This window comes from Bacillus sp. 95MFCvi2.1, from assembly GCF_000374965.1.
Taxonomy (GTDB): Bacteria; Bacillota; Bacilli; order Bacillales; family Bacillaceae_G; genus Bacillus_A; species Bacillus_A pseudomycoides.
Window position 1 is genome coordinate 24902 of the sequence record NZ_KB895701.1, and the last position, 17874, is coordinate 42775.

At 31.9% G+C, this 17874-nt stretch carries 17 protein-coding genes and 4 pseudogenes; 7 read left to right on the forward strand and 14 right to left on the reverse strand.

The annotated features are described in order from the left end of the window. Positions 1 to 841: 841 nt before the first annotated feature. From C568_RS0116980 to C568_RS0117005, 6 genes are all read left to right on the forward strand, one after another. Positions 842 to 2254, forward strand: a complete 1413-nt coding sequence (locus tag C568_RS0116980) for a sensor histidine kinase (RefSeq protein WP_018782221.1) — start codon at positions 842 to 844, stop codon at positions 2252 to 2254. A 240-nt stretch (positions 2255 to 2494) separates the two neighbouring features. Then, a complete protein-coding gene (locus C568_RS0116985; protein ID WP_018782222.1) occupies positions 2495 to 3559 on the forward strand; it encodes an ABC transporter permease in 1065 nt (354 codons plus the stop codon). Further along, positions 3559 to 4272, forward strand: coding sequence for an ABC transporter ATP-binding protein (locus C568_RS0116990; RefSeq protein ID WP_018782223.1), 714 nt, complete (start codon positions 3559 to 3561; stop codon positions 4270 to 4272). The genes C568_RS0116985 and C568_RS0116990 overlap by 1 nt, the downstream gene beginning before the upstream one ends. Before the next feature lie 232 nt (positions 4273 to 4504). Further along, the gene (locus C568_RS0116995; protein WP_018782224.1) at positions 4505 to 4879 is read left to right on the forward strand and encodes an HsmA family protein; all 375 of its coding nucleotides are present in this window, start codon (positions 4505 to 4507) and stop codon (positions 4877 to 4879) included. Positions 4880 to 4934: 55 nt separating this feature from the next. Beyond that, positions 4935 to 5333, forward strand: coding sequence for a DUF2871 domain-containing protein (locus tag C568_RS0117000; protein ID WP_018782225.1), 399 nt, complete (start codon positions 4935 to 4937; stop codon positions 5331 to 5333). A 13-nt stretch (positions 5334 to 5346) separates the two neighbouring features. Beyond that, positions 5347 to 5829, forward strand: a complete 483-nt coding sequence (locus tag C568_RS0117005; protein WP_018782226.1) for a CcdC family protein — start codon at positions 5347 to 5349, stop codon at positions 5827 to 5829. 196 nt (positions 5830 to 6025) lie between these two features. Here the strand turns inward: C568_RS0117005 and C568_RS30935 are convergent. Next, a pseudogene (locus C568_RS30935) lies at positions 6026 to 6274 on the reverse strand (NAD(P)H-dependent oxidoreductase); the annotation flags it as partial. Positions 6275 to 6341: 67 nt separating this feature from the next. Continuing rightward, on the reverse strand, positions 6342 to 6926 hold the full coding sequence (locus C568_RS0117015; RefSeq protein WP_018782228.1) for a DUF3238 domain-containing protein: 585 nt from the start codon (positions 6924 to 6926) through the stop codon (positions 6342 to 6344). 161 nt (positions 6927 to 7087) lie between these two features. Here C568_RS0117015 and C568_RS35550 point away from each other — a divergent pair, with 161 nt between their 5' ends. Continuing rightward, positions 7088 to 7282, forward strand: coding sequence for a hypothetical protein (locus tag C568_RS35550; protein ID WP_080740334.1), 195 nt, complete (start codon positions 7088 to 7090; stop codon positions 7280 to 7282). Between the two features lie 85 nt (positions 7283 to 7367). Here the strand turns inward: C568_RS35550 and C568_RS0117025 are convergent, their stop codons facing one another. From C568_RS0117025 to C568_RS34325, 12 genes and pseudogenes are all read right to left on the reverse strand, one after another. Continuing rightward, complete coding sequence (locus tag C568_RS0117025; RefSeq protein ID WP_018782230.1) at positions 7368 to 8192, reverse strand: VanW family protein; 825 nt, start codon at positions 8190 to 8192, stop codon at positions 7368 to 7370. A gap of 281 nt (positions 8193 to 8473) precedes the next feature. Next, positions 8474 to 8893, reverse strand: a complete 420-nt coding sequence (locus C568_RS0117030; RefSeq protein ID WP_018782231.1) for a VOC family protein — start codon at positions 8891 to 8893, stop codon at positions 8474 to 8476. A 196-nt stretch (positions 8894 to 9089) separates the two neighbouring features. Beyond that, entirely contained in the window at positions 9090 to 10376 is a 1287-nt protein-coding gene (locus tag C568_RS0117035; protein WP_018782232.1) for an MFS transporter, read from the reverse strand. A gap of 12 nt (positions 10377 to 10388) precedes the next feature. Then, entirely contained in the window at positions 10389 to 10997 is a 609-nt protein-coding gene (locus C568_RS0117040; RefSeq protein ID WP_003199336.1) for a TetR/AcrR family transcriptional regulator, read from the reverse strand. Between the two features lie 335 nt (positions 10998 to 11332). Then, entirely contained in the window at positions 11333 to 12079 is a 747-nt protein-coding gene (locus C568_RS0117045; RefSeq protein ID WP_018782233.1) for an ABC transporter permease, read from the reverse strand. Between the two features lie 12 nt (positions 12080 to 12091). Then, complete coding sequence (locus C568_RS0117050; protein WP_018782234.1) at positions 12092 to 12832, reverse strand: ABC transporter permease; 741 nt, start codon at positions 12830 to 12832, stop codon at positions 12092 to 12094. Next, entirely contained in the window at positions 12832 to 13746 is a 915-nt protein-coding gene (locus C568_RS0117055; protein WP_006097324.1) for an ABC transporter ATP-binding protein, read from the reverse strand. The genes C568_RS0117050 and C568_RS0117055 overlap by 1 nt, the downstream gene beginning before the upstream one ends. A gap of 86 nt (positions 13747 to 13832) precedes the next feature. After that, positions 13833 to 15228: pseudogene (locus C568_RS31975) on the reverse strand (sensor histidine kinase). Next, positions 15225 to 15947: a response regulator transcription factor gene (locus C568_RS0117065; RefSeq protein WP_018782235.1), complete on the reverse strand. Its 723-nt coding sequence runs from the start codon at positions 15945 to 15947 to the stop codon at positions 15225 to 15227. The pseudogene C568_RS31975 and the gene C568_RS0117065 overlap by 4 nt, the downstream one beginning before the upstream one ends. 382 nt (positions 15948 to 16329) lie before the next feature. Beyond that, positions 16330 to 16614, reverse strand: a pseudogene (locus C568_RS33140) (DDE-type integrase/transposase/recombinase); the annotation flags it as partial. Positions 16615 to 16667: 53 nt separating this feature from the next. After that, on the reverse strand, positions 16668 to 16862 hold the full coding sequence (locus C568_RS0117075; protein ID WP_003199325.1) for a hypothetical protein: 195 nt from the start codon (positions 16860 to 16862) through the stop codon (positions 16668 to 16670). 534 nt (positions 16863 to 17396) lie between these two features. Beyond that, positions 17397 to 17516 (reverse strand): annotated as a pseudogene (locus C568_RS34325) (recombinase family protein); the annotation flags it as partial. Between the last annotated feature and the right edge of the window lie 358 nt (positions 17517 to 17874).

Consider the following 17874-nt stretch of genomic DNA (forward strand, 5'->3'; position numbering starts at 1 on the left):
TTTAAAAATGAATTGTTCAATCTGTCTTTATTAAACAGCACCCTATTGATACTAGTAAATTTAGTGATATAATGCTAAGTCACTTTTTTACTACTAATGATACATCATACTTATTGCTTGAATTTACTTCCCCCTTCCTTTAATGTAATATAAGCAAAAATTGTGCCAATGTTGTATCTTATGAATAGGCAACTATTCTTTATTAATACTGTCAAATAAAATATACATAAACAATGTAGTAATGTATATTTTATTTGACATAAAACTCCCCTTTCAAAAAAGAAAAAAGCCCGCTACTGACAAATCACATAAGAACAGGGTTCTTTGAATTAGTTGCACACTTTTTTTACTTTTTTGGCGAGTCATTTCATAAAACGAATAATATATTTGTGCATCCTTTTTCACTAATCATTCCGCTTTTTCATACAAATCAATTGTATTTTTATATAAAAAATCATATTTATCTTGTAATGGTTCATCGTTTTAATGAAACGAGAAGTGTGCTGTCAGTTTTATTGACAGCACACTTTTCATTTTCTTAGAAATTGTAATAACATGTTCATCTTCTGTTCATAAACATCTCTTATTCTATAAAAGTGAAAGAAGGAACACTTATGCTTATTACATTTTTCACTTCGTTGGATTTTCCAATTTCTCACATCATTTGTGATCATCATTTTATATAAAGTGAAACTTCCATCAGTGGAAGTTTTTCTTTCCGCCCTACTGCTCAGGCACATGCCAGCAGTCAACTCCCTCCTATCTTCTGTGTTTTCTCAAAATCTTGATACGGGAGGTCTTACTTTCAAAAAATAGAACGATAAATTAGAGGTGAAAAAATATGCGCTCATTATATGCTAGATTTGTTATCATATCAGTTTTTATTATGCTGGTTAGTAGTATATTGGCATTTTTACTTACAAATGTATATTATCATGTTTATTTAAAACCATATAACAGCGAGAAAATTTTAAAATATGCACAAGAAGTAAAATATTTATATGAGAAAAATACAGAACAAAATAAAGATGGTTATTTACAGTCTATTTCTAACCTTGGCTTTGAAATTTACGTAGTAGACGATAAAAAACAAGGCAAGCAGTACGATGATAATTTCAAGAAAATGAATATTAGTAAAGAGACAATTGAACATGTATTAAAAGGAAATATATACAATGGAATTGCAACGTATCCTAATCGTTTATTTGCTACTGGCTTTTTTGATAATACACTTTTGAATAGTATTGGGATCCCTATCGAAAACAATGGTAAGGGTTATGCGCTATTTATTCGTCCGGATATTCAACAGCAATTTGGAGAATTACGTATTTTCTATGCTGTTTTATTAGGATTAATTATCATAATCAGTCTAATTTGTATCGCGATAGCTACCCGCTTTGTCGTTCGTCCTATTCAAAGATTTACACATGCGACAAAAGAGGTTGCATGTGGCAACTATGATTTAGTACTACCAGAAAATCGCCGAGATGAGATTGGAACGCTTGCAACTAGCTTTCGTAAAATGGCCAAAAGATTACGAAATTCAGAGCAGATGCGACAAGAATTTGTTTCGAATGTTTCACATGAATTTCAGTCACCATTATCATCTATTCAAGGATTTTCAAAAACATTACAAACTAATGATTTAACGAAATCTGAGCAGACACATTACCTAGAAATCATCGAATCAGAAAGTCGACGCATGTCCAGTTTATGCAAACAATTATTAATACTTGCATCACTTGATAAAGAAGATCTTACTTTACGTAAGCAATCTTTTGATCTTGTGAATCAAATAAAAGATACTATTTTTATGCTTGAATGGGAATGGAGAACGAAAGAACTTGCAGTTGAAATGGATGTTCCCAACATGCAAATTTACGGAGACGAAAACTTGCTCCATCAAGTATGGATGAATTTATTTACCAATAGTATCAAATTTACAGAAAGCGGCGGAACGATTGCATTTGAAGCAGAAGAGCTGGAAACAGAATGGCGCATTTCGATTACTGATATGGGTATTGGTATACCTGAAAATGAAATAAAAAAAATATTTGATCGATTTCATAAAGTCGATACTGCCCGAAACAGAAATGTAAATGGAAGTGGATTAGGTCTTTCTATTGTAAAAAAAATCATTGACCTTCATAGCGGAGCAATAACAGTGGATAGTGAACTTGGAAAAGGAACGATTTTTTCTATTTACCTTCCGAAACAACAAGAAGGGACTATTCATATGCAAAATAAAAAATAACCTGCATTCACTAATGCCTACTGAAAAAATACCTACTTTGAACAAAAAACAAAATTTTTATTAATATACAGCGATCAAAAAGAAGATAACTTCCTTTATACAATAGGGAGTTATCTTCTTTTTCTGTAACATATTTATATATAAACTGTATACCCGTCTTTTGTAACCTTTTGTTCATATTCCGTTCATATTTCCTCTTTATGATAAGAACATAGAATGAAACAAGGAGGAATGAACCTAATGTTTTTAGCACTTAAAGAATTAAAACAATCGAAATTACGGTACGGATTAATCGGCACAATCATGATGTTATTATCATTTCTTGTACTTATTATATCAGGTCTAGCAAATGGTTTATCTCATGCTAATGCCTCTTCTATTATCGAAATGAAAGCAGACAAGTTTATATTATCAAATGATGCAGAGGGTAAATTATTACGCTCCCAAATTAAGAAAGAGGATGTAGATAAAGTATTGGCACAGGTTGATGCAAAAGATGCGGTTCCAATGCATATTAAGGTCGCAACATTTGAAAAAGAAGGCAGTTCAAATAAAGTTGATGTTGCTATTTTTTCAAGTAAACAAGATTCATTCATTGCCCCAAAAGTTGTTGAAGGAAAAAACGGTACTTTAGAAAACAATGAAATCATTGCTGATGAATCCATCAAGGAAAAAGGGATAAAGCTTGGAGATGAACTAGTAGATCCTGTTTCTCAAAAGGTTTTCAAAGTTGTCGGATTTACACAAAATCAAATGTTTAGTCATGCACCTGTTGTTCATATGAATGAAAATGTATGGGACAGCATTGCACTGCCACATCAAAAAGATTACAGTGTAATCGCCCTAAATACTGATAAAAAAATCGATAATGCAACAGTTGTTGATAAAAAAGAAGTACTGCAAAGTATTCCAGGTTATAAAGAAGAACAAGGAACATTAACGATGATTATTGCGTTTTTACTTGTAATTTCAGCATTATTAATTGGCGTTTTCTTCTATGTCATTACATTACAAAAAACACATCAATTAGGTGTATTAAAAGCAATCGGAACAAAAAACTCATATTTAGCAAATAGTTTAGTTGTACAGTCTATATTCTTATCTGGTGTTGCTCTTATAATCGGCATTGGCTTAATCTTTGCAGTACAGGCTGTTTTACCAGCTAGTATGCCGTTCTTATTAACAACAACAACAATCTTGCAATATGCAGGTATCTTTATCTTAATTAGTATATTCGGTACACTAATTTCTCTATATCAAGTATTAAAAGTAGATGCATTAGAAGCAATCGGAGGTGGCATGTAATGGTAACAGAATTAAAATGGGATACCCCATCGTCATTATTAAAGTTGGATCAAGTAAGTAAAGTATATGGAGAAGGAGATACAGAAATAACAGCTTTGCACCCAATTACGTTAGATATAAAAGAAGGCGAATTTATAGGCATTGTTGGTCCGTCTGGTTCTGGGAAAAGTACATTGCTTTCCATCGCAGGTGCACTTTTATCCCCTTCTAAAGGAAATATTTATATTTCTGGTCAAAATATAACAAGCTTATCAGAAAAAGAGATGACCGATATTCGTTTAAGAAAAATCGGATTTATATTTCAATTTGCAAACCTCGTACCTTTCTTAACAGTGAAAGAACAACTCTTATATATCGCTAAGTTAAAGGGAGAAGATAAAAAAGAAGCTAGTAAACTTGCAGAACAATTACTGAAAACTTTTGGATTATCACATCGAATGAATCATTATCCAAATCAACTTTCAGGTGGTGAAAAACAACGTGTAGCCATTGCTCGTGCATTTATGAATAATCCAGACTTAATTTTAGCTGATGAACCTACTGCTAGTCTTGACTCAAAACGTGCTAGAGAAGTAGTTGAACGAATGAAACATGAAGTTAAGAAAAATAAAAAAGCAGCAATTATGATTACACACGATGAAAAAATGCTTGATGTATGTGATCGAATTTTAATACTTCGCGATGGAAAATTACTACGAGAAAACGAAGTATAAGAACACCTGTACAATAGCGATGACCTAAAAAGACTTTCTTATCCCCTATTTAAGGGATAAGAAAGTCTTCTTTAATTAACAGCACATTTTAATTTCTTGTTTACAACATAATTGAATTCAAATGTAATAATCCAGCGAAATTCATATGTAATATTGCGTTCATATTCTATTCATAATTCTCATGTAACATGCTTTATATAAAGCAACTGACGGTTAGAAAGGAATGATGAACGTGTTAGCATCTGCTATTACATTTATTACAGCTGCACTCATTTTTTATACAATCGGAGTATGGAGTGAAAAATTTCAAAAGACATTAAAATTTTGGCATGTCATTATTTTCTGGCTTGGACTCGTATGTGATACGATCGGGACCACATTAATGGAGAAAATGGCAGAAGCAGGATCCCTGTTCAGCTTCCATGGAATAACAGGCTTATCAGCCATTTTACTTATGCTATTCCATGCTGTTTGGGCAACAATTGTGTTAATAAAAAAAGATACAAAAATGATGACAACATTCCACACACTAAGCGTTATCGTATGGTTCATTTGGCTAATTCCATATATTTCTGGACTTATATACGGAATGACAAATAGCTTTTAAATAAAGTTTCATTACCAAAAATCAACATTGCTAAAACTACCTTAGGAGGTATATGATGAAAAAGTTATATAATGCAGCATTCACTTATTTAATTATCGGTTTATTATCAGGTATATTCGCGAGAGAATATGCAAAAGCGCAAGGAATTCAAGGTACTACTCTACTGAACCTGTTGCACACACATGTGTTAGTTCTTGGATTTTTATTCTTCTTAATTGCCTTAGCCCTATCAAAATCATTTGCATTCCATGAAGCAAAAAGTTTTAACATGTGGTTCATCGTCTATAATATAGGATTGGTTTTAACAGTTGCTTCAATGGCGGCCCGTGGACTTCTTCAAATAAATGGAACCGATTTCAATGGATTAAGTCATATGGCAGGAATGTCTCATTCTATCATCGGTGTCGGTCTTGTTTGGTTTATGATTCTATTAAAAAAATCATACAAAGGATAAAAGGAGGTAAAACATGAACTTAGCTGTTCTATCAAGTATTATTGCTCTTTGTATGGCTGTTGGAATGATGTTTCTTCGCTTAAAATCAGCAAAAAAACCTATAACACTTAAAAAAATTATACTCCCGCCAATTTTTATGAGTACGGGAGCATCCATGTACTTCTTACCAGAATTTCGATTAACAACAACAGAAATTCTAGAAGCAGTTATCGTTGGTTTATTTTTCTCTATTTTTCTTATTAAAACGTCAAAATTTGAAATACGTGGAAAAGACATCTATTTAATACCTTCTAAAGCATTTATATTTATTTTAGTCGGTTTACTTGTTGTCCGTATTGTTTTCAAATCATATTTAAGTCAATCAATTGATTTAGGACAATTAAGCGGCATGTTCTTCTTACTCGCTTTTGCGATGATCGTCTCTTGGAGAATTGGGATGTACCGTTCGTTTATGAAATTGCAGCGGGAAATGCAGTTTGTAGGCAAAAGTCTTTAATCGAAAAAGCACATTTCTAATGTTGGATGCTGTTTCTTAGCTCTTACAAAATGATTCATTATAGCTTCTTGTTCAATTTTTTAGTTCTGTATGGATAAAATGTAAAAAAGTAGCGAGATAAGCGACTAAAAAAGCAGTACCACCGCTATAAAAATGTTGGTACTGCTATATAGAGTAACAAATGTTATATTAATTAGAACGTACTTGCTAATTTAACAGCCTTTGCTTCTTCTGTTGTTAAATCAAGTCCCCTACTAGCCTTAAATGTACCATTAATCATATCTACTCCTACATATGGAAATTCTTCCTTGTATAAATCAAGCTCTACTACTGTATCATTTGGATGTGATTCTTTGTAGCTCGCTAAAAAAGCCTCGTATAATTTTACACTACCTGATTGGTTTGCCGGGCGATTGTTTGCTTTTACAAATAAAACTGTTGTCATTCTCTGTTTCTCCTGTTACTTACTCTTACGTTGTTATATATTCACTAAAAACCGCGTTATATTGCCTTTACAATATCTTTTTAAAACTATACTCCATTTCTCCATCTAGCGCTTCAGCTGTATCACCAGTTTCTCTGAAATCATGTGTATGAATTTCTTCAAACGGCTCAAAATTTACTTGTTTATAAAATTCATAACAAGGGAATCCATCATGTGCACCTTCAATATGGACAGTGCCATCTTTTTTGACCTGTACGGTTAATAGGTAGTCAACGGGAGGTGCATATACATTTAATGGATTGCTAGCACTCGCACTCATTTGAAATTTGACGTCATCAGAATTCCATACAATATCAGTGCACAAAATATTTTCTGTACTAGCTTTTCCTGTTCTTTTATTAACGGAACCATCTGAAGTTGTAACCCTTTCTGTGGTTATACCTGTATTTCCATATGTGAAAATTTCTTTTTTGTAAAAATCTACAACTACTTCTTGTTCAATTCTGGAACGCATAGCGTTTACAGCATAAGGTGTAAATTCACGTGAGTCACCTTCAAATTGGATCACATTGCCCGTTTGAATGTCCTTCTTAGGTTCAGTCCAAGACATTGGAATAAATACGCTTGCTCTAATTTTAACGATACTAGTCATGAGACACACCTCTGTAATTCTAATTTTTTTTGGGTAATACAGAAAAACCTTGAGCAAAACAAATCGCAATTTCTTTCGCATATTTAATTGTTTTTTCTTTAATATTTTCTGCTTTTGATTTAAATAGTGACATTCTTCTGATTCATATTTATATCTAGATTATTATTTTAAAACTAGCGTTTATACTTTTTGGAGTAATCTTAGTATTATGGGGTATATATAGTACGAAAAAATATGAATCATTTTTAGACAAACTCACTGGAATAGGACAGTTTTTAGGCGGAATTACATGCATAATTGCTGGGATTTTATCCTTTATAATGAAAGAATTTATACATAAAAGGAGACCGAACTAGAAAACAATCTAGTTGAGTCTTCTTTTTATTTTAAAATTATCTACGCAGTTTTTTCAAATATCTTTAGATAAGTGAAAATCCTTGTCTATAAAGAAACCACAATTTTCTCATCATCTACTTCATATTTTACTAAGCAATCATTTTCCATGACTAGTTCTTTGTCAACTAAGTTACCTGTGACACGATCAACTATTTTTTTATAAACTTTATTTTGTCTGTATACTTGGCCATCTACTTTTTTTGCAAAACGATGATCTTCTTCAACGATAGAATACTTATATGGAGGATACTGGGATGCCCTAATTTCTCCATAGATGTATTCTTCGTCAAGATGTAGATTGACTTGATAGGAAATATTTGAATTGTTTCTCAATTTGAGATCAATAATACCATTCATCAAAGTGGCGCCTGTTCCAAATGGAATCACACGTCCATAGTCAGGGAATGGATCGAAACTATGACGATATCTTTCCACTGTTTCCAACTCTGAATGAAGAAACATCCAGTAAAGAAGATTCCCTAACTGACAGAGACCACCGCCTATTCCCTTTATCGCTTCGCCATTCATTAGAATAATTCCTTCTCTATATCCAGCCTTTTCACTGGAATTACCAACAAGATGCCAAAATGAAAATGTTTCTCCCGGTTTAATTACAACCTGGTTTATTTTGCAGATGGCTAGCTTTAAATTGGTGATTTTGTTATACTGCAGCTGTATATCCGTATCACCTAACTTTCTAATAAGCAAAGATTTATGTTTATAAATCCTGTAAGGTAATGGATTTTGCTCAAATGTTTTTGAAAACTTATGACCTTCAAGACGGTCTCTTATTTTTTTAAACATCCTACGTTGTCTGATTCTAATAGGAATTAAAAGAGGAAACCTTTGTGTTAATAATTTTCTTGCCATTGAGAGTTGAGCTCCTTTATATATTATTCATCTATATATTGTATTCAAATTTACACCTTATTCATCATCACTAAGCAAATTGATATGTATTTCTTACTGTATTACCTTATAGTACATATAAAGGTTCTGGTGCAAAGATAAACTAAAAGAGAATATAGCGCATATATTTCTAGCGAGATCGTATTTTATGCTATAAGTCCAAACACTTGGTGGATGAACTCTTTTTGATTTTGGACAGACTGATTCTGTAAATCTACTGTTTATTGAATAATTAAAATCCCTTATTGCGATATTAGGTATTTTTCTCTGAAGATGGAACTTAATTCACTCCAAACATCAAATTTATTACCATCTAAATCATAAAAAACAAAATTCTTTCCAGTGTGTCCTCTGTTTTCAATCTCTCCAACTTTTATTTCTTTTTTAATAAAATCACTATGGATTGATTCAAGTGCATTTAAACCATTAACTTCAAATGTTAAAGAGAAGCGCTCTTCACCGCAAAAACCGTGAAAATTCAAGCTTTGATTTTCTTGGGATTTAACCAGGAAAAAACTTTGGTTTGCAAAGTTAAGAATAGCCTTGTCTTCGTCTTTATAGACTAACTCTGCACCTAGTTTGTTTACATACCTTTTTGAAGAAAGTTCTACATTGGTAACAGGAATATAAATAGTTCCAACCCTCAATAATTTATCTTTCATTCTATTTTCTCCTTTCAGTAACTTAAATAACATTAATAAATATGTTCTCTTTTTATGTACCTATTGCCTTTGTAAATTCCATAATTTTCTTTATGATGTTTCGTTAGTTCAACAAACATGCTCCATTAAATGCTCCGATTGCGGAAGATTGTTTTCCAGTTAGTTTCTTTTCATGCATTAGTGGAAAAACAACCCTTTAATAAGAAACAGGTACTTTTCTTTCATTTTTTTCACTAACTTTAGAGTCTAGCGTTTTTGTTATTATGTAGTACAAAAATGTACCAGTTAATCCTAGAATAAGAAGCAATCCCCCCATATATATGGGACGAATCCACTCTCCAACGATGATCAACAACGAAGATACAATCATTGCTCCGTAGAAAGTCAAGCCATTAAAAGCCATATAGGTGCTACGAGCGTTAGGTGGTGCAAGTTCCCCTATCATCGCCTGTTTAATAGGAACATACATCAGTTCACCAATTGTTCCAATAAACATGGCAATAAAAAGAAACAACACGCTATTTGTAAAGGCAAAAATACTAAAGCATATAGAAAAGATCATCATTCCTGTAACTAGAGTCCAGCGATCACTCCACTTTTTAAATAAGAATAATACAACACTTGATAGGAGAACTACAAGAATTGTATTCTCCGTTCGGAGAAAACCCAGCATCTTTGTGCCATCAAGCATGAAATCTATTCCAAACAATGAAGCTGAATGATGGGGTATATCTTTTTCAAGACGAATCCCAATATAGTTTGTTAAAGACTGTTCCAAGGAAAAGATCAAGATCGCTCCGAAAATATAAAACATAAACAGCTTATCTTTTAAAACGTTTGAATAGGTTTGAAACATCTCTATTGATGAGAATTTTTTCTTATAATTAGAAGACGTAGATGAAGGTTCCGGTGTATAGGTTTCTGTGATGAAGAATATAGTCATGAATACAGATAACAAAGAGATGAGTGAAATCCCAATAAATAACTCAAACAAGTGGTTTTTAAAAAGAAATGCTCCAATGATTCCTCCAATAGCAGTTGATAAATTCCCCAGCCAGTAGCTAATTGTAAATACGAGCTTTCTCGATTCGGAATTAGTAACATCAATGATCATAGCTTGTGCTGCTGGCTGAAACATTCCTCCACAAAACATATTGATAATAAAGAATGCTACGGAAATATAAGGAAGGTTAAACCAAGGGGAATTACAAAGTGCTATAAACAGATACGAAAGCAATATACCAAGTTCAGAATAAATCATTATTTTTCTCCGACCTATTTTGTCTGAAACATGCCCCCCGATAAAACCTCCAATGACCCCACTAATCACAATTATTATAAGAATAATACCTGTTTCAGTAGCTCCAATTTTCTGAGAAAAATAGATTGCCAGAAAAGGTATAACAGCCATGGAAATAAGGCTGCCTAGAAATTGCATAGCCAGGCGAAGTTTGATGTTGGGATGTATATCTCTCAATTTCATATAAATCACTCCTTATTTATTAGAGATAGGTCCAAATAATCTCAGGGCTTGTATCGTTATATCCTTCCACATCAAGTTTGTATATTCATCAATAAACGTTAAACGCATTCCGTTTAAGATGGATAAGTACGACTCGGCAACTAATGAAGGTGATTCTTCATAAAAGTAACCCAGCCTTTGCCCTGCTTCAATAACCGGATGAATACAGTCTATAAATACATTTACAAAATCGTTTAGTTCTTTAAAAAGCTTTGGAAATCGATCAGGTCTCGCAAGAACCTGCTGAATTAGACGTAGGTATTCACTTTTCATTGAAAAGAGTTGTACATGGCAATCTATCATTTCCTTCACAACTTCAAGAGGCTCACCTTTAAAGTGTTCTTCTATCTCAATAAAATATGGTTTGATTTCCTCCAATGGCTCCAAAATCGCTGATTCATAAAGTGCTTCTTTTGAATCAAAATACGTAAATACAGTACCAAAGCTAACTCCTGCTTCTTTTGCTATTTCGGCAACTTTTGTCTCTGCAAAACCATTCTCACTATATAATTTAATTGCGGCGTTTAGGATAGTAGATCTTTTTCTTTTCTTTTTTTCATCATTAGTAAGTCTAGGTTCCATTTAGATGCTCCTTTCATAATAAATGATTGATTAATCAATCGAATTTCATTGTAATTTGTTTCCATTGTCAATATGATGAAGGAATTTATTTTCATATTTTTACATTTAGTTATATTCGAACTTCGCAAACGAATAAATTTAGCTCAAAAGTCGTTATTCTATTAAATGGCCCTTTAACAGAACAACTCTATGTCACTCAATAATTCCTTAATCCACCTTTTATTCAGATGTTCTTTTTCTTTTAGTCATAAAAACACCCCTTTAGATAAAAATATCCAAAAGGGTAAAGCTTCGCATCTTTTTTATAAACATCGCGACTTTATTTCAAATCAACATCATATAATATCTTTTATTGTAAATCTTTGAACTCCTACAAAAGTAAATATAATAACAAATAAGCAACTTAACACATAAAAGCTACTAAATTGAAAGAAAGTCTGCAAGCCTTCTAGATGAATAGGGTCCATTGCTAATCCTGGTTGCGAAAATGGCCATATATACCCGATATTTAAGTAATGAAATATCATTCCTATACATGTAAAACCAAAACTCATTCCAACTGGAACAGCAAAACTTTTTATAGAAGATGAGAGAAATAATTGTACTGCAGCAATTGAAAATGTACCAATCCATCCATTGAATGACCAATTTAATAATGAAATCCAAGGAATAGGACTTGTAATACCTAGTAGCTTACCAATTACAATATAAGCAATTAAAAAAAATACTTGTGTCAATAAAGTTAACATAAAGATTACTAATAACTTTGCCATGTACACATATCGAAACGGAATTGGTAAAGAGATGATTTTTTTCCAATTTCCCTCGCTATGTTCAAAGCGGCATACAAATGCACAATAAATACTTACTACGACAGGAAATAAAAATAATCCATAAATTAATCCAACTTGTGTCCAAGCTTTCTCCCACTCATTTGTTGAGACTTTCATTAAGACATCATAGTTTACTTGAAAATTTATGAGTCCAAGCGCAATACAAATAAGCGGAATGAATGTCATTACAATCCATATTTTTGAACGTTTTAATTTTAATAATTCGCATCGAAATGAGCTTAATAACATATCTGCATCCTCCTAATGAATATCTTTGTGCGCAAAATGAACAGTGCTAAGAACGATAAATAATATACTAACTCCTAAACTTAACAAAAGATTCATCATGACTCCTTCATTTGGGAAATACACTATTTTCCCATTGGAAAAAGCCCAAGAAATTGGATTTGTCAGAGATGAATATGTCCAAATTATCCATGTTTTCCAAGGAAACATCTGCCCGCAATACCCAAGAAATGAGCCGATTACACCTGCCGTTAAAGAAAATACTTGATTTTTCACTACCAAAGATATCCAGAGTTGCAAAATAACCATAGGAATACATCCTATAATGGTAAAACAACTATATTTCAGTAATAATATCACCGGAATTCCATCATCAAAATTAAAGATTTTTCCCATTAATATAATTACAGAAATAGAAATTACACCTGCGTATACAAGAAAAAAGAGGCTAAAGATAATTTTGGTTATATATACTAGCTGCCTAGATGTGGGAATTGCACACAATAGCTTCCAGGTGTTCCCCTTATTTTCAAAATCAATTATTCGAGATGTAATTGTCGCAATCATTATAGGTAAAAATAATGCATTTATCATACTTACTCTTGAAAGAAGCGACTCCCAATTTAGAAATTCCTTTTTGTCTTGTGACACAATAGCAAATAACCAAAGTAATGCTAAAGACTGTATCAAAAATACTACTAAAAATAATTTCTTTCTTTTTAATTTCAATAATTCACTTCTTAAGGCAGCAATCATTATAAAACACCACCTTTTTCTGTTAGGCTTAGAAATATTTCTTCCAACGTATGCTTCTCTTCTTCAATTCGATACACTGATAAATTCTGCTGTACTAATAAATGATTTATGTGAGAAATAAGGTGATCTTCTTGTTGATGCGTAACTAGACAATTACCTTCAATTCTAAGATGAATTTGATGCTGTTCTAAAATTTGATGAGCCTTCACTACATCATTTACGCGTATTTTCATTGATGCCTGACTTTTTTTGCGTAACACTTCAATTTTATCTTGAAAAATAAGCTGTCCACTATTAATAATGCCCACTTGCGTTGCAATTTGATCCATCTCATTTAACAAATGACTAGAAATAACAACTGTCATATCATATTGCTTTGGCAGTTGTTTGATGAGTTCACGAATTTCTTGAATCCCGGCAGGGTCTAATCCGTTTGTGGGTTCATCTAAAATTAACAATTTTGGATTTCCAAGTAGTGCCATTGCTATGCCAAGGCGTTGCTTCATTCCAAGTGAGTATTGTTTAACTAGTTTATCTTTTTGTTTCTCTAATCGAACGATACACAATACCTCATCAATATTCTTTTTTGGTACTTGTAACATTTGCCGAATTACTTCTAGGTTTTCATGACCTGTTAAATGTCCATAATAAGATGGCGATTCAACAAGAGAGCCAACCTCTCTTAAAATATCTATTCGATTTGTTTTTAAATCTCGATTGAATACTTTAATATTACCTGTAGTCGGTTTTATTAATCCCAGTAACATTCTAATTGTCGTTGTTTTCCCAGCCCCATTTGGGCCTAGAAATCCATAGATTTCACCTTTACCGACTTTCATTTGTAATTGACTCACACTATTTACAGCTCCATATGTCTTTGTCAAATCTTCTGTCTCAACGATATATGTTCCCATTATTGGCACCTCTTTTTCTTGATTAAGCTATCATTTATTATGAAAGTTCTTGCTTAATCTTGAATTGAGCTGACCTTAAGTTTAGCTTAATTTTCTAACGGAAGCTGAAATGTAATTTTTGTACCGTTTCCTTTGCTGCTTTCAACTACAATTTCTCCACCGTGAGCCACGATGATTTCTCTTACAATCGCCATTCCTAAACCTGAACCACTTTTTGGATCTGTATTTGTACCACGGAAATATCGATCAAAAATGTGTGGTAAATCATTTTTATTTATTCCGTCACCATTGTCTTCAATCGTAAATACGGTATATCCAGATGTTTGTTTTATGCGAACTTGTATTAATGTTTCAACATCAGTATGAATAAGCGCATTATTCAATAAATTTACTATCACACGTTGAATTAATCCCTGATCTGCTTTTATAATTAGTTCCTTCTTAAGACATTCAAACTCAATTAATCGATTCTCATAATGAGGCATATTCATAAATTCAATAATCGTTTCTCGGGTGAGATTCACAATATCTACTGTATTTTTATGGATAGGTAACAACGCATTCTTCAATTGATATGTAAGTTTTAAATCATTAATCAATTTTTCAATATAAATTGATTTATTTTGAATGACTTCTGCATATTGGTACATTTCTTGCATATTGATTTTATACTTGCGATTCCCTATAATTTCACTATAACCTTTAATAGAAGAAAGTGGTGTCTTTAAATCATGAGAGATGTTTATAATCCATTCTGCTCGCATCGTATCTAGCCTTTTTCTTTGGAGATTAATATCCTTTAGTTGATGCGATAACTGATTCAAAGTTATATATACCTCTGCATATATTCCTTTTTCTTCCGGTACTTGTTCATATTGTCCTTGTTTTAAATTATTAATATGTTCAATTATCGTGACAACAGGTTTTGACATATACCTTGCCACAATGTAAGCAAATAATAAAATACAAACTACTGTTACTCCTATTAACATTAAAATCCCATATGGATAGAAGCTAGATAAATTATTGAAGTTCAAATAGACAGATTTTCGCAATGCTTGGTTTGATGGAAAAGCGACAATATAACTTTCTACTTGTGTACTTTTATCTAACTTACCCACAAACGTTGTATACCCCCCAATATCGTACTTATAGCGTAAAATCAAATCACTAGGGGTATAATGAGTTGGTGTATTTTTAGGCTTATACATTTGAAATACTTCATCACTATTACGATTTAATACTTGTAACCATGCTCCATGTTCTTGCAAAAAAAATTTTTCCTTTATTTGTTATAGAAATACTTCCATTTTCTACTGTGATTTCTTTTTGAAAAGCTAATACTGAGCCCTCTGGATCGTCCATTCCCTCACGGTTATAAGTAAATACTAAATAACTAAAAGCAAAAAATTGAACGATTAGGATAAACATAATTAATCCTATTAATGAGGTAATATATAGTCTCGTGACCTTCCACTTCATCTTGCATCACCTTTTGTATTAAGTTTATATCCGAGTCCCCTTACTGTTACAAGGTAATGAGGGTTGGAAGGATTATCCTCTATTTTTTCTCTTAAATGTCTCATATGCACCATCATAATATTGTCATTACCCAGATATGTTTCTCCCCAGACAGCTTCATATAAGCGGGCCTTACTAAAAATTTGATTTGGATTTTTTATTAAAAATAGTAATATATTAAATTCTTTTGCTGTTAAAGATAGCAATGTATCACCCTTTAACACTGTTCCTTGTGCCTCATCTATCGTAATGTCTCCAAACTGATACATAATCCGAGCCTTTTCTTGATATTGATTGCGTCGAAAAAATGCTTTCATCTTATATGCTACTTCTTTCGGACTAAAAGGCTTTGTAATGTAATCATCGCCACCTATACTTAATCCAAGGATTTTATCTAAATCTTCATTTTTCGCCGATAAGAAAAATATTGGAACGAATGTAAACTGTCGAATTTGCTGACAAACACTATATCCATCTAAATCTGGAAGCATAATATCTAATATGATAAGATCTGGCTGTACTCGCTTACACATGCGTATTCCTTCTGCTCCTGTTGTATAAGTATAAATATGTTGAAACCCCTCTTTCTTTAAAACTGTTTCTAACAAATTTAAAATCTCTTTTTCATCATCTACTATAAGGATTTTTTTTGTGTAAACATCTGGAATATTATGTATCATCTATTGCACCTCAATATCTTTCTATATAGTTTAAAATTAAATAGTGAACAGTATTACCTTAATTATTAATGTATCATTTCCATTCTACAGTAAAATAGTAATTTAAAAGTTTTCTTACTGATTTTAGAGGAGGATTATCATTTTTTCGATATGATTGCTTTTATTATGAAAATTTTAAGTTAAACACGGGTCACCTAATACAACACAATTTATAAGAAGTGATCATTTGTTTATGCAACATAATTTACAAGAGAGGAGGCAAATACATGGATGTGGCAAAACAGTTTTCTTCCTGTCTAAAACAGGAGAAAAAAAGTGAGCACACGGTTCTATTGCAAAGTTACCCAAAACATAGAGGATCTAGAGTTGCATCGTTAAATGGTTATGCAACCATTAATAATTCCTGTAATTCGTTATACACCGAAAAGGCGGAGCCTATTTGAAGACTTCGCCTTTGTTTGTATAGGGCATGAATGGTTTCAATGCCTTTTATTGTACGAGAAGCATGCCGGAGAGTTTGAAATCCCGATGCCCTAGCAAAACGACGTTTCACATGTCGGTGGTCTTGTTCTATACGATTATTCATATGTTTAACGGTACAATGAACGGTGCTTTTGTAAAATCCTTTCTCCTTTAACTTTTTAAATGCATAAAGTAACGCTGGCGCAATAAATTTTGACTATATATTTAGTCAAAATTTATTGCGCCCATTCTAAATACCTATTTATCTCTTTGTTTCCAAACACCGTTTCTTTTATAATATACATGATTCTCATTCATAAAATTAGCGGTATTACTAGGAATGGCAAACTTCTTATTTGTGCTTTTTCTCTTTTTCCTTTTCTTTTTTCTTTTCTCTTCTTTAATAGTTTGTAAATCTGCTTTCCACTGTTTTAAAAGTTTTTTTCCCTCCATAGCTTCACAAATTACCCCTTCAAAAAACCAATTATTAACTTTATTACTGATAAATTCTTTATTTTCATTGGAATTCCTTTTTATTTATTCATTTATTTATTTATATTAATTTATCTTTTTAAGTTAAAGAGAAAATCGTTAAATAATTCCTCTTTTATAAAATATTAGAGGTAACATGTTGGAAGCCCTAAAGGATTCTTTCTATAAAAAATATATGAATTTTATTATTTATAATTACTAAATTTTTCTTATTTAGGCACGATATAATTAGAAAGTGAATAAATAAATTTAAGGTGTAGTTGCTATGAAACAATTAGCAAAGTATCTTTATTGGATCTAAAATAAAAATTTCACAGCAATTACCTGGAATTTAATTGTAATTCGATATTTTAAGGGGTTTGAAAGTAAACTAATATTGAAAAGTTTACTTTCATGAATGATAAAAAAGGTCTAATTATTTAAGGTGGATTTTATAGGTATTTTCAGTTTATATATTATAATTATGATATTAAGTTATATTTATAGAGTTGTTACAAAGTGAACATCCTTTTCCTGAAGTTGTTCTACTAACTGTAATAGCTGAATGGTATTTCGCCCTAAACGATCCATTCTAGTTACGACCAAAGTATCCCCAATAGTTAGTTTTGACAGTATAGGGGATACGGCAACGATTCCTTCTTTTTGGAGCCACTCACAAATTTATAACAAGAGGGAATTCAAGTAGTTATTTAACTACTCAGGGTCCCGCCAACCAAATGACATAAAACCCACGCTAAGACATTTTATGGAAGATAAAAAACCGACTTTCCTACGTTAAGGAGAAAATCATTCATTTTATAAGTATCTAGATAAAGAAAGAGAACATAAATTTAAATTATATTCTCTTTCTCTCTTATTCATATAGGAAATATTCGATTAAATCCAACCTAGCTACCTTGTTAACTAAAAGAAAGCTAACTATAATGCTAATAAATATTGGATATCCTAATTAAATATAAAGCATATACAGTAA

What these genes read in the sequence shown, in the direction of transcription:
- C568_RS0116980 (WP_018782221.1), top strand. Translation starts at nt 842, where the DNA reads ATGCGCTCATTATATGCTAGATTTGTTATCATATCAGTTTTTATTATG.
- C568_RS0116985 (WP_018782222.1), top strand. Translation starts at nt 2,495, where the DNA reads ATGTTTTTAGCACTTAAAGAATTAAAACAATCGAAATTACGGTACGGA.
- C568_RS0116990 (WP_018782223.1), top strand. Translation starts at nt 3,559, where the DNA reads ATGGTAACAGAATTAAAATGGGATACCCCATCGTCATTATTAAAGTTG.
- C568_RS0117000 (WP_018782225.1), top strand. Translation starts at nt 4,935, where the DNA reads ATGAAAAAGTTATATAATGCAGCATTCACTTATTTAATTATCGGTTTA.
- C568_RS0117005 (WP_018782226.1), top strand. Translation starts at nt 5,347, where the DNA reads ATGAACTTAGCTGTTCTATCAAGTATTATTGCTCTTTGTATGGCTGTT.
- C568_RS0117015 (WP_018782228.1), bottom strand. Translation starts at nt 6,926, where the DNA reads ATGACTAGTATCGTTAAAATTAGAGCAAGCGTATTTATTCCAATGTCT.
- C568_RS0117025 (WP_018782230.1), bottom strand. Translation starts at nt 8,192, where the DNA reads ATGGCAAGAAAATTATTAACACAAAGGTTTCCTCTTTTAATTCCTATT.
- C568_RS0117030 (WP_018782231.1), bottom strand. Translation starts at nt 8,893, where the DNA reads ATGAAAGATAAATTATTGAGGGTTGGAACTATTTATATTCCTGTTACC.
- C568_RS0117035 (WP_018782232.1), bottom strand. Translation starts at nt 10,376, where the DNA reads ATGAAATTGAGAGATATACATCCCAACATCAAACTTCGCCTGGCTATG.
- C568_RS0117040 (WP_003199336.1), bottom strand. Translation starts at nt 10,997, where the DNA reads ATGGAACCTAGACTTACTAATGATGAAAAAAAGAAAAGAAAAAGATCT.
- C568_RS0117045 (WP_018782233.1), bottom strand. Translation starts at nt 12,079, where the DNA reads ATGTTATTAAGCTCATTTCGATGCGAATTATTAAAATTAAAACGTTCA.
- C568_RS0117050 (WP_018782234.1), bottom strand. Translation starts at nt 12,832, where the DNA reads ATGATTGCTGCCTTAAGAAGTGAATTATTGAAATTAAAAAGAAAGAAA.
- C568_RS0117055 (WP_006097324.1), bottom strand. Translation starts at nt 13,746, where the DNA reads ATGGGAACATATATCGTTGAGACAGAAGATTTGACAAAGACATATGGA.
- C568_RS0117065 (WP_018782235.1), bottom strand. Translation starts at nt 15,947, where the DNA reads ATGATACATAATATTCCAGATGTTTACACAAAAAAAATCCTTATAGTA.
- C568_RS0117075 (WP_003199325.1), bottom strand. Translation starts at nt 16,862, where the DNA reads ATGGAGGGAAAAAAACTTTTAAAACAGTGGAAAGCAGATTTACAAACT.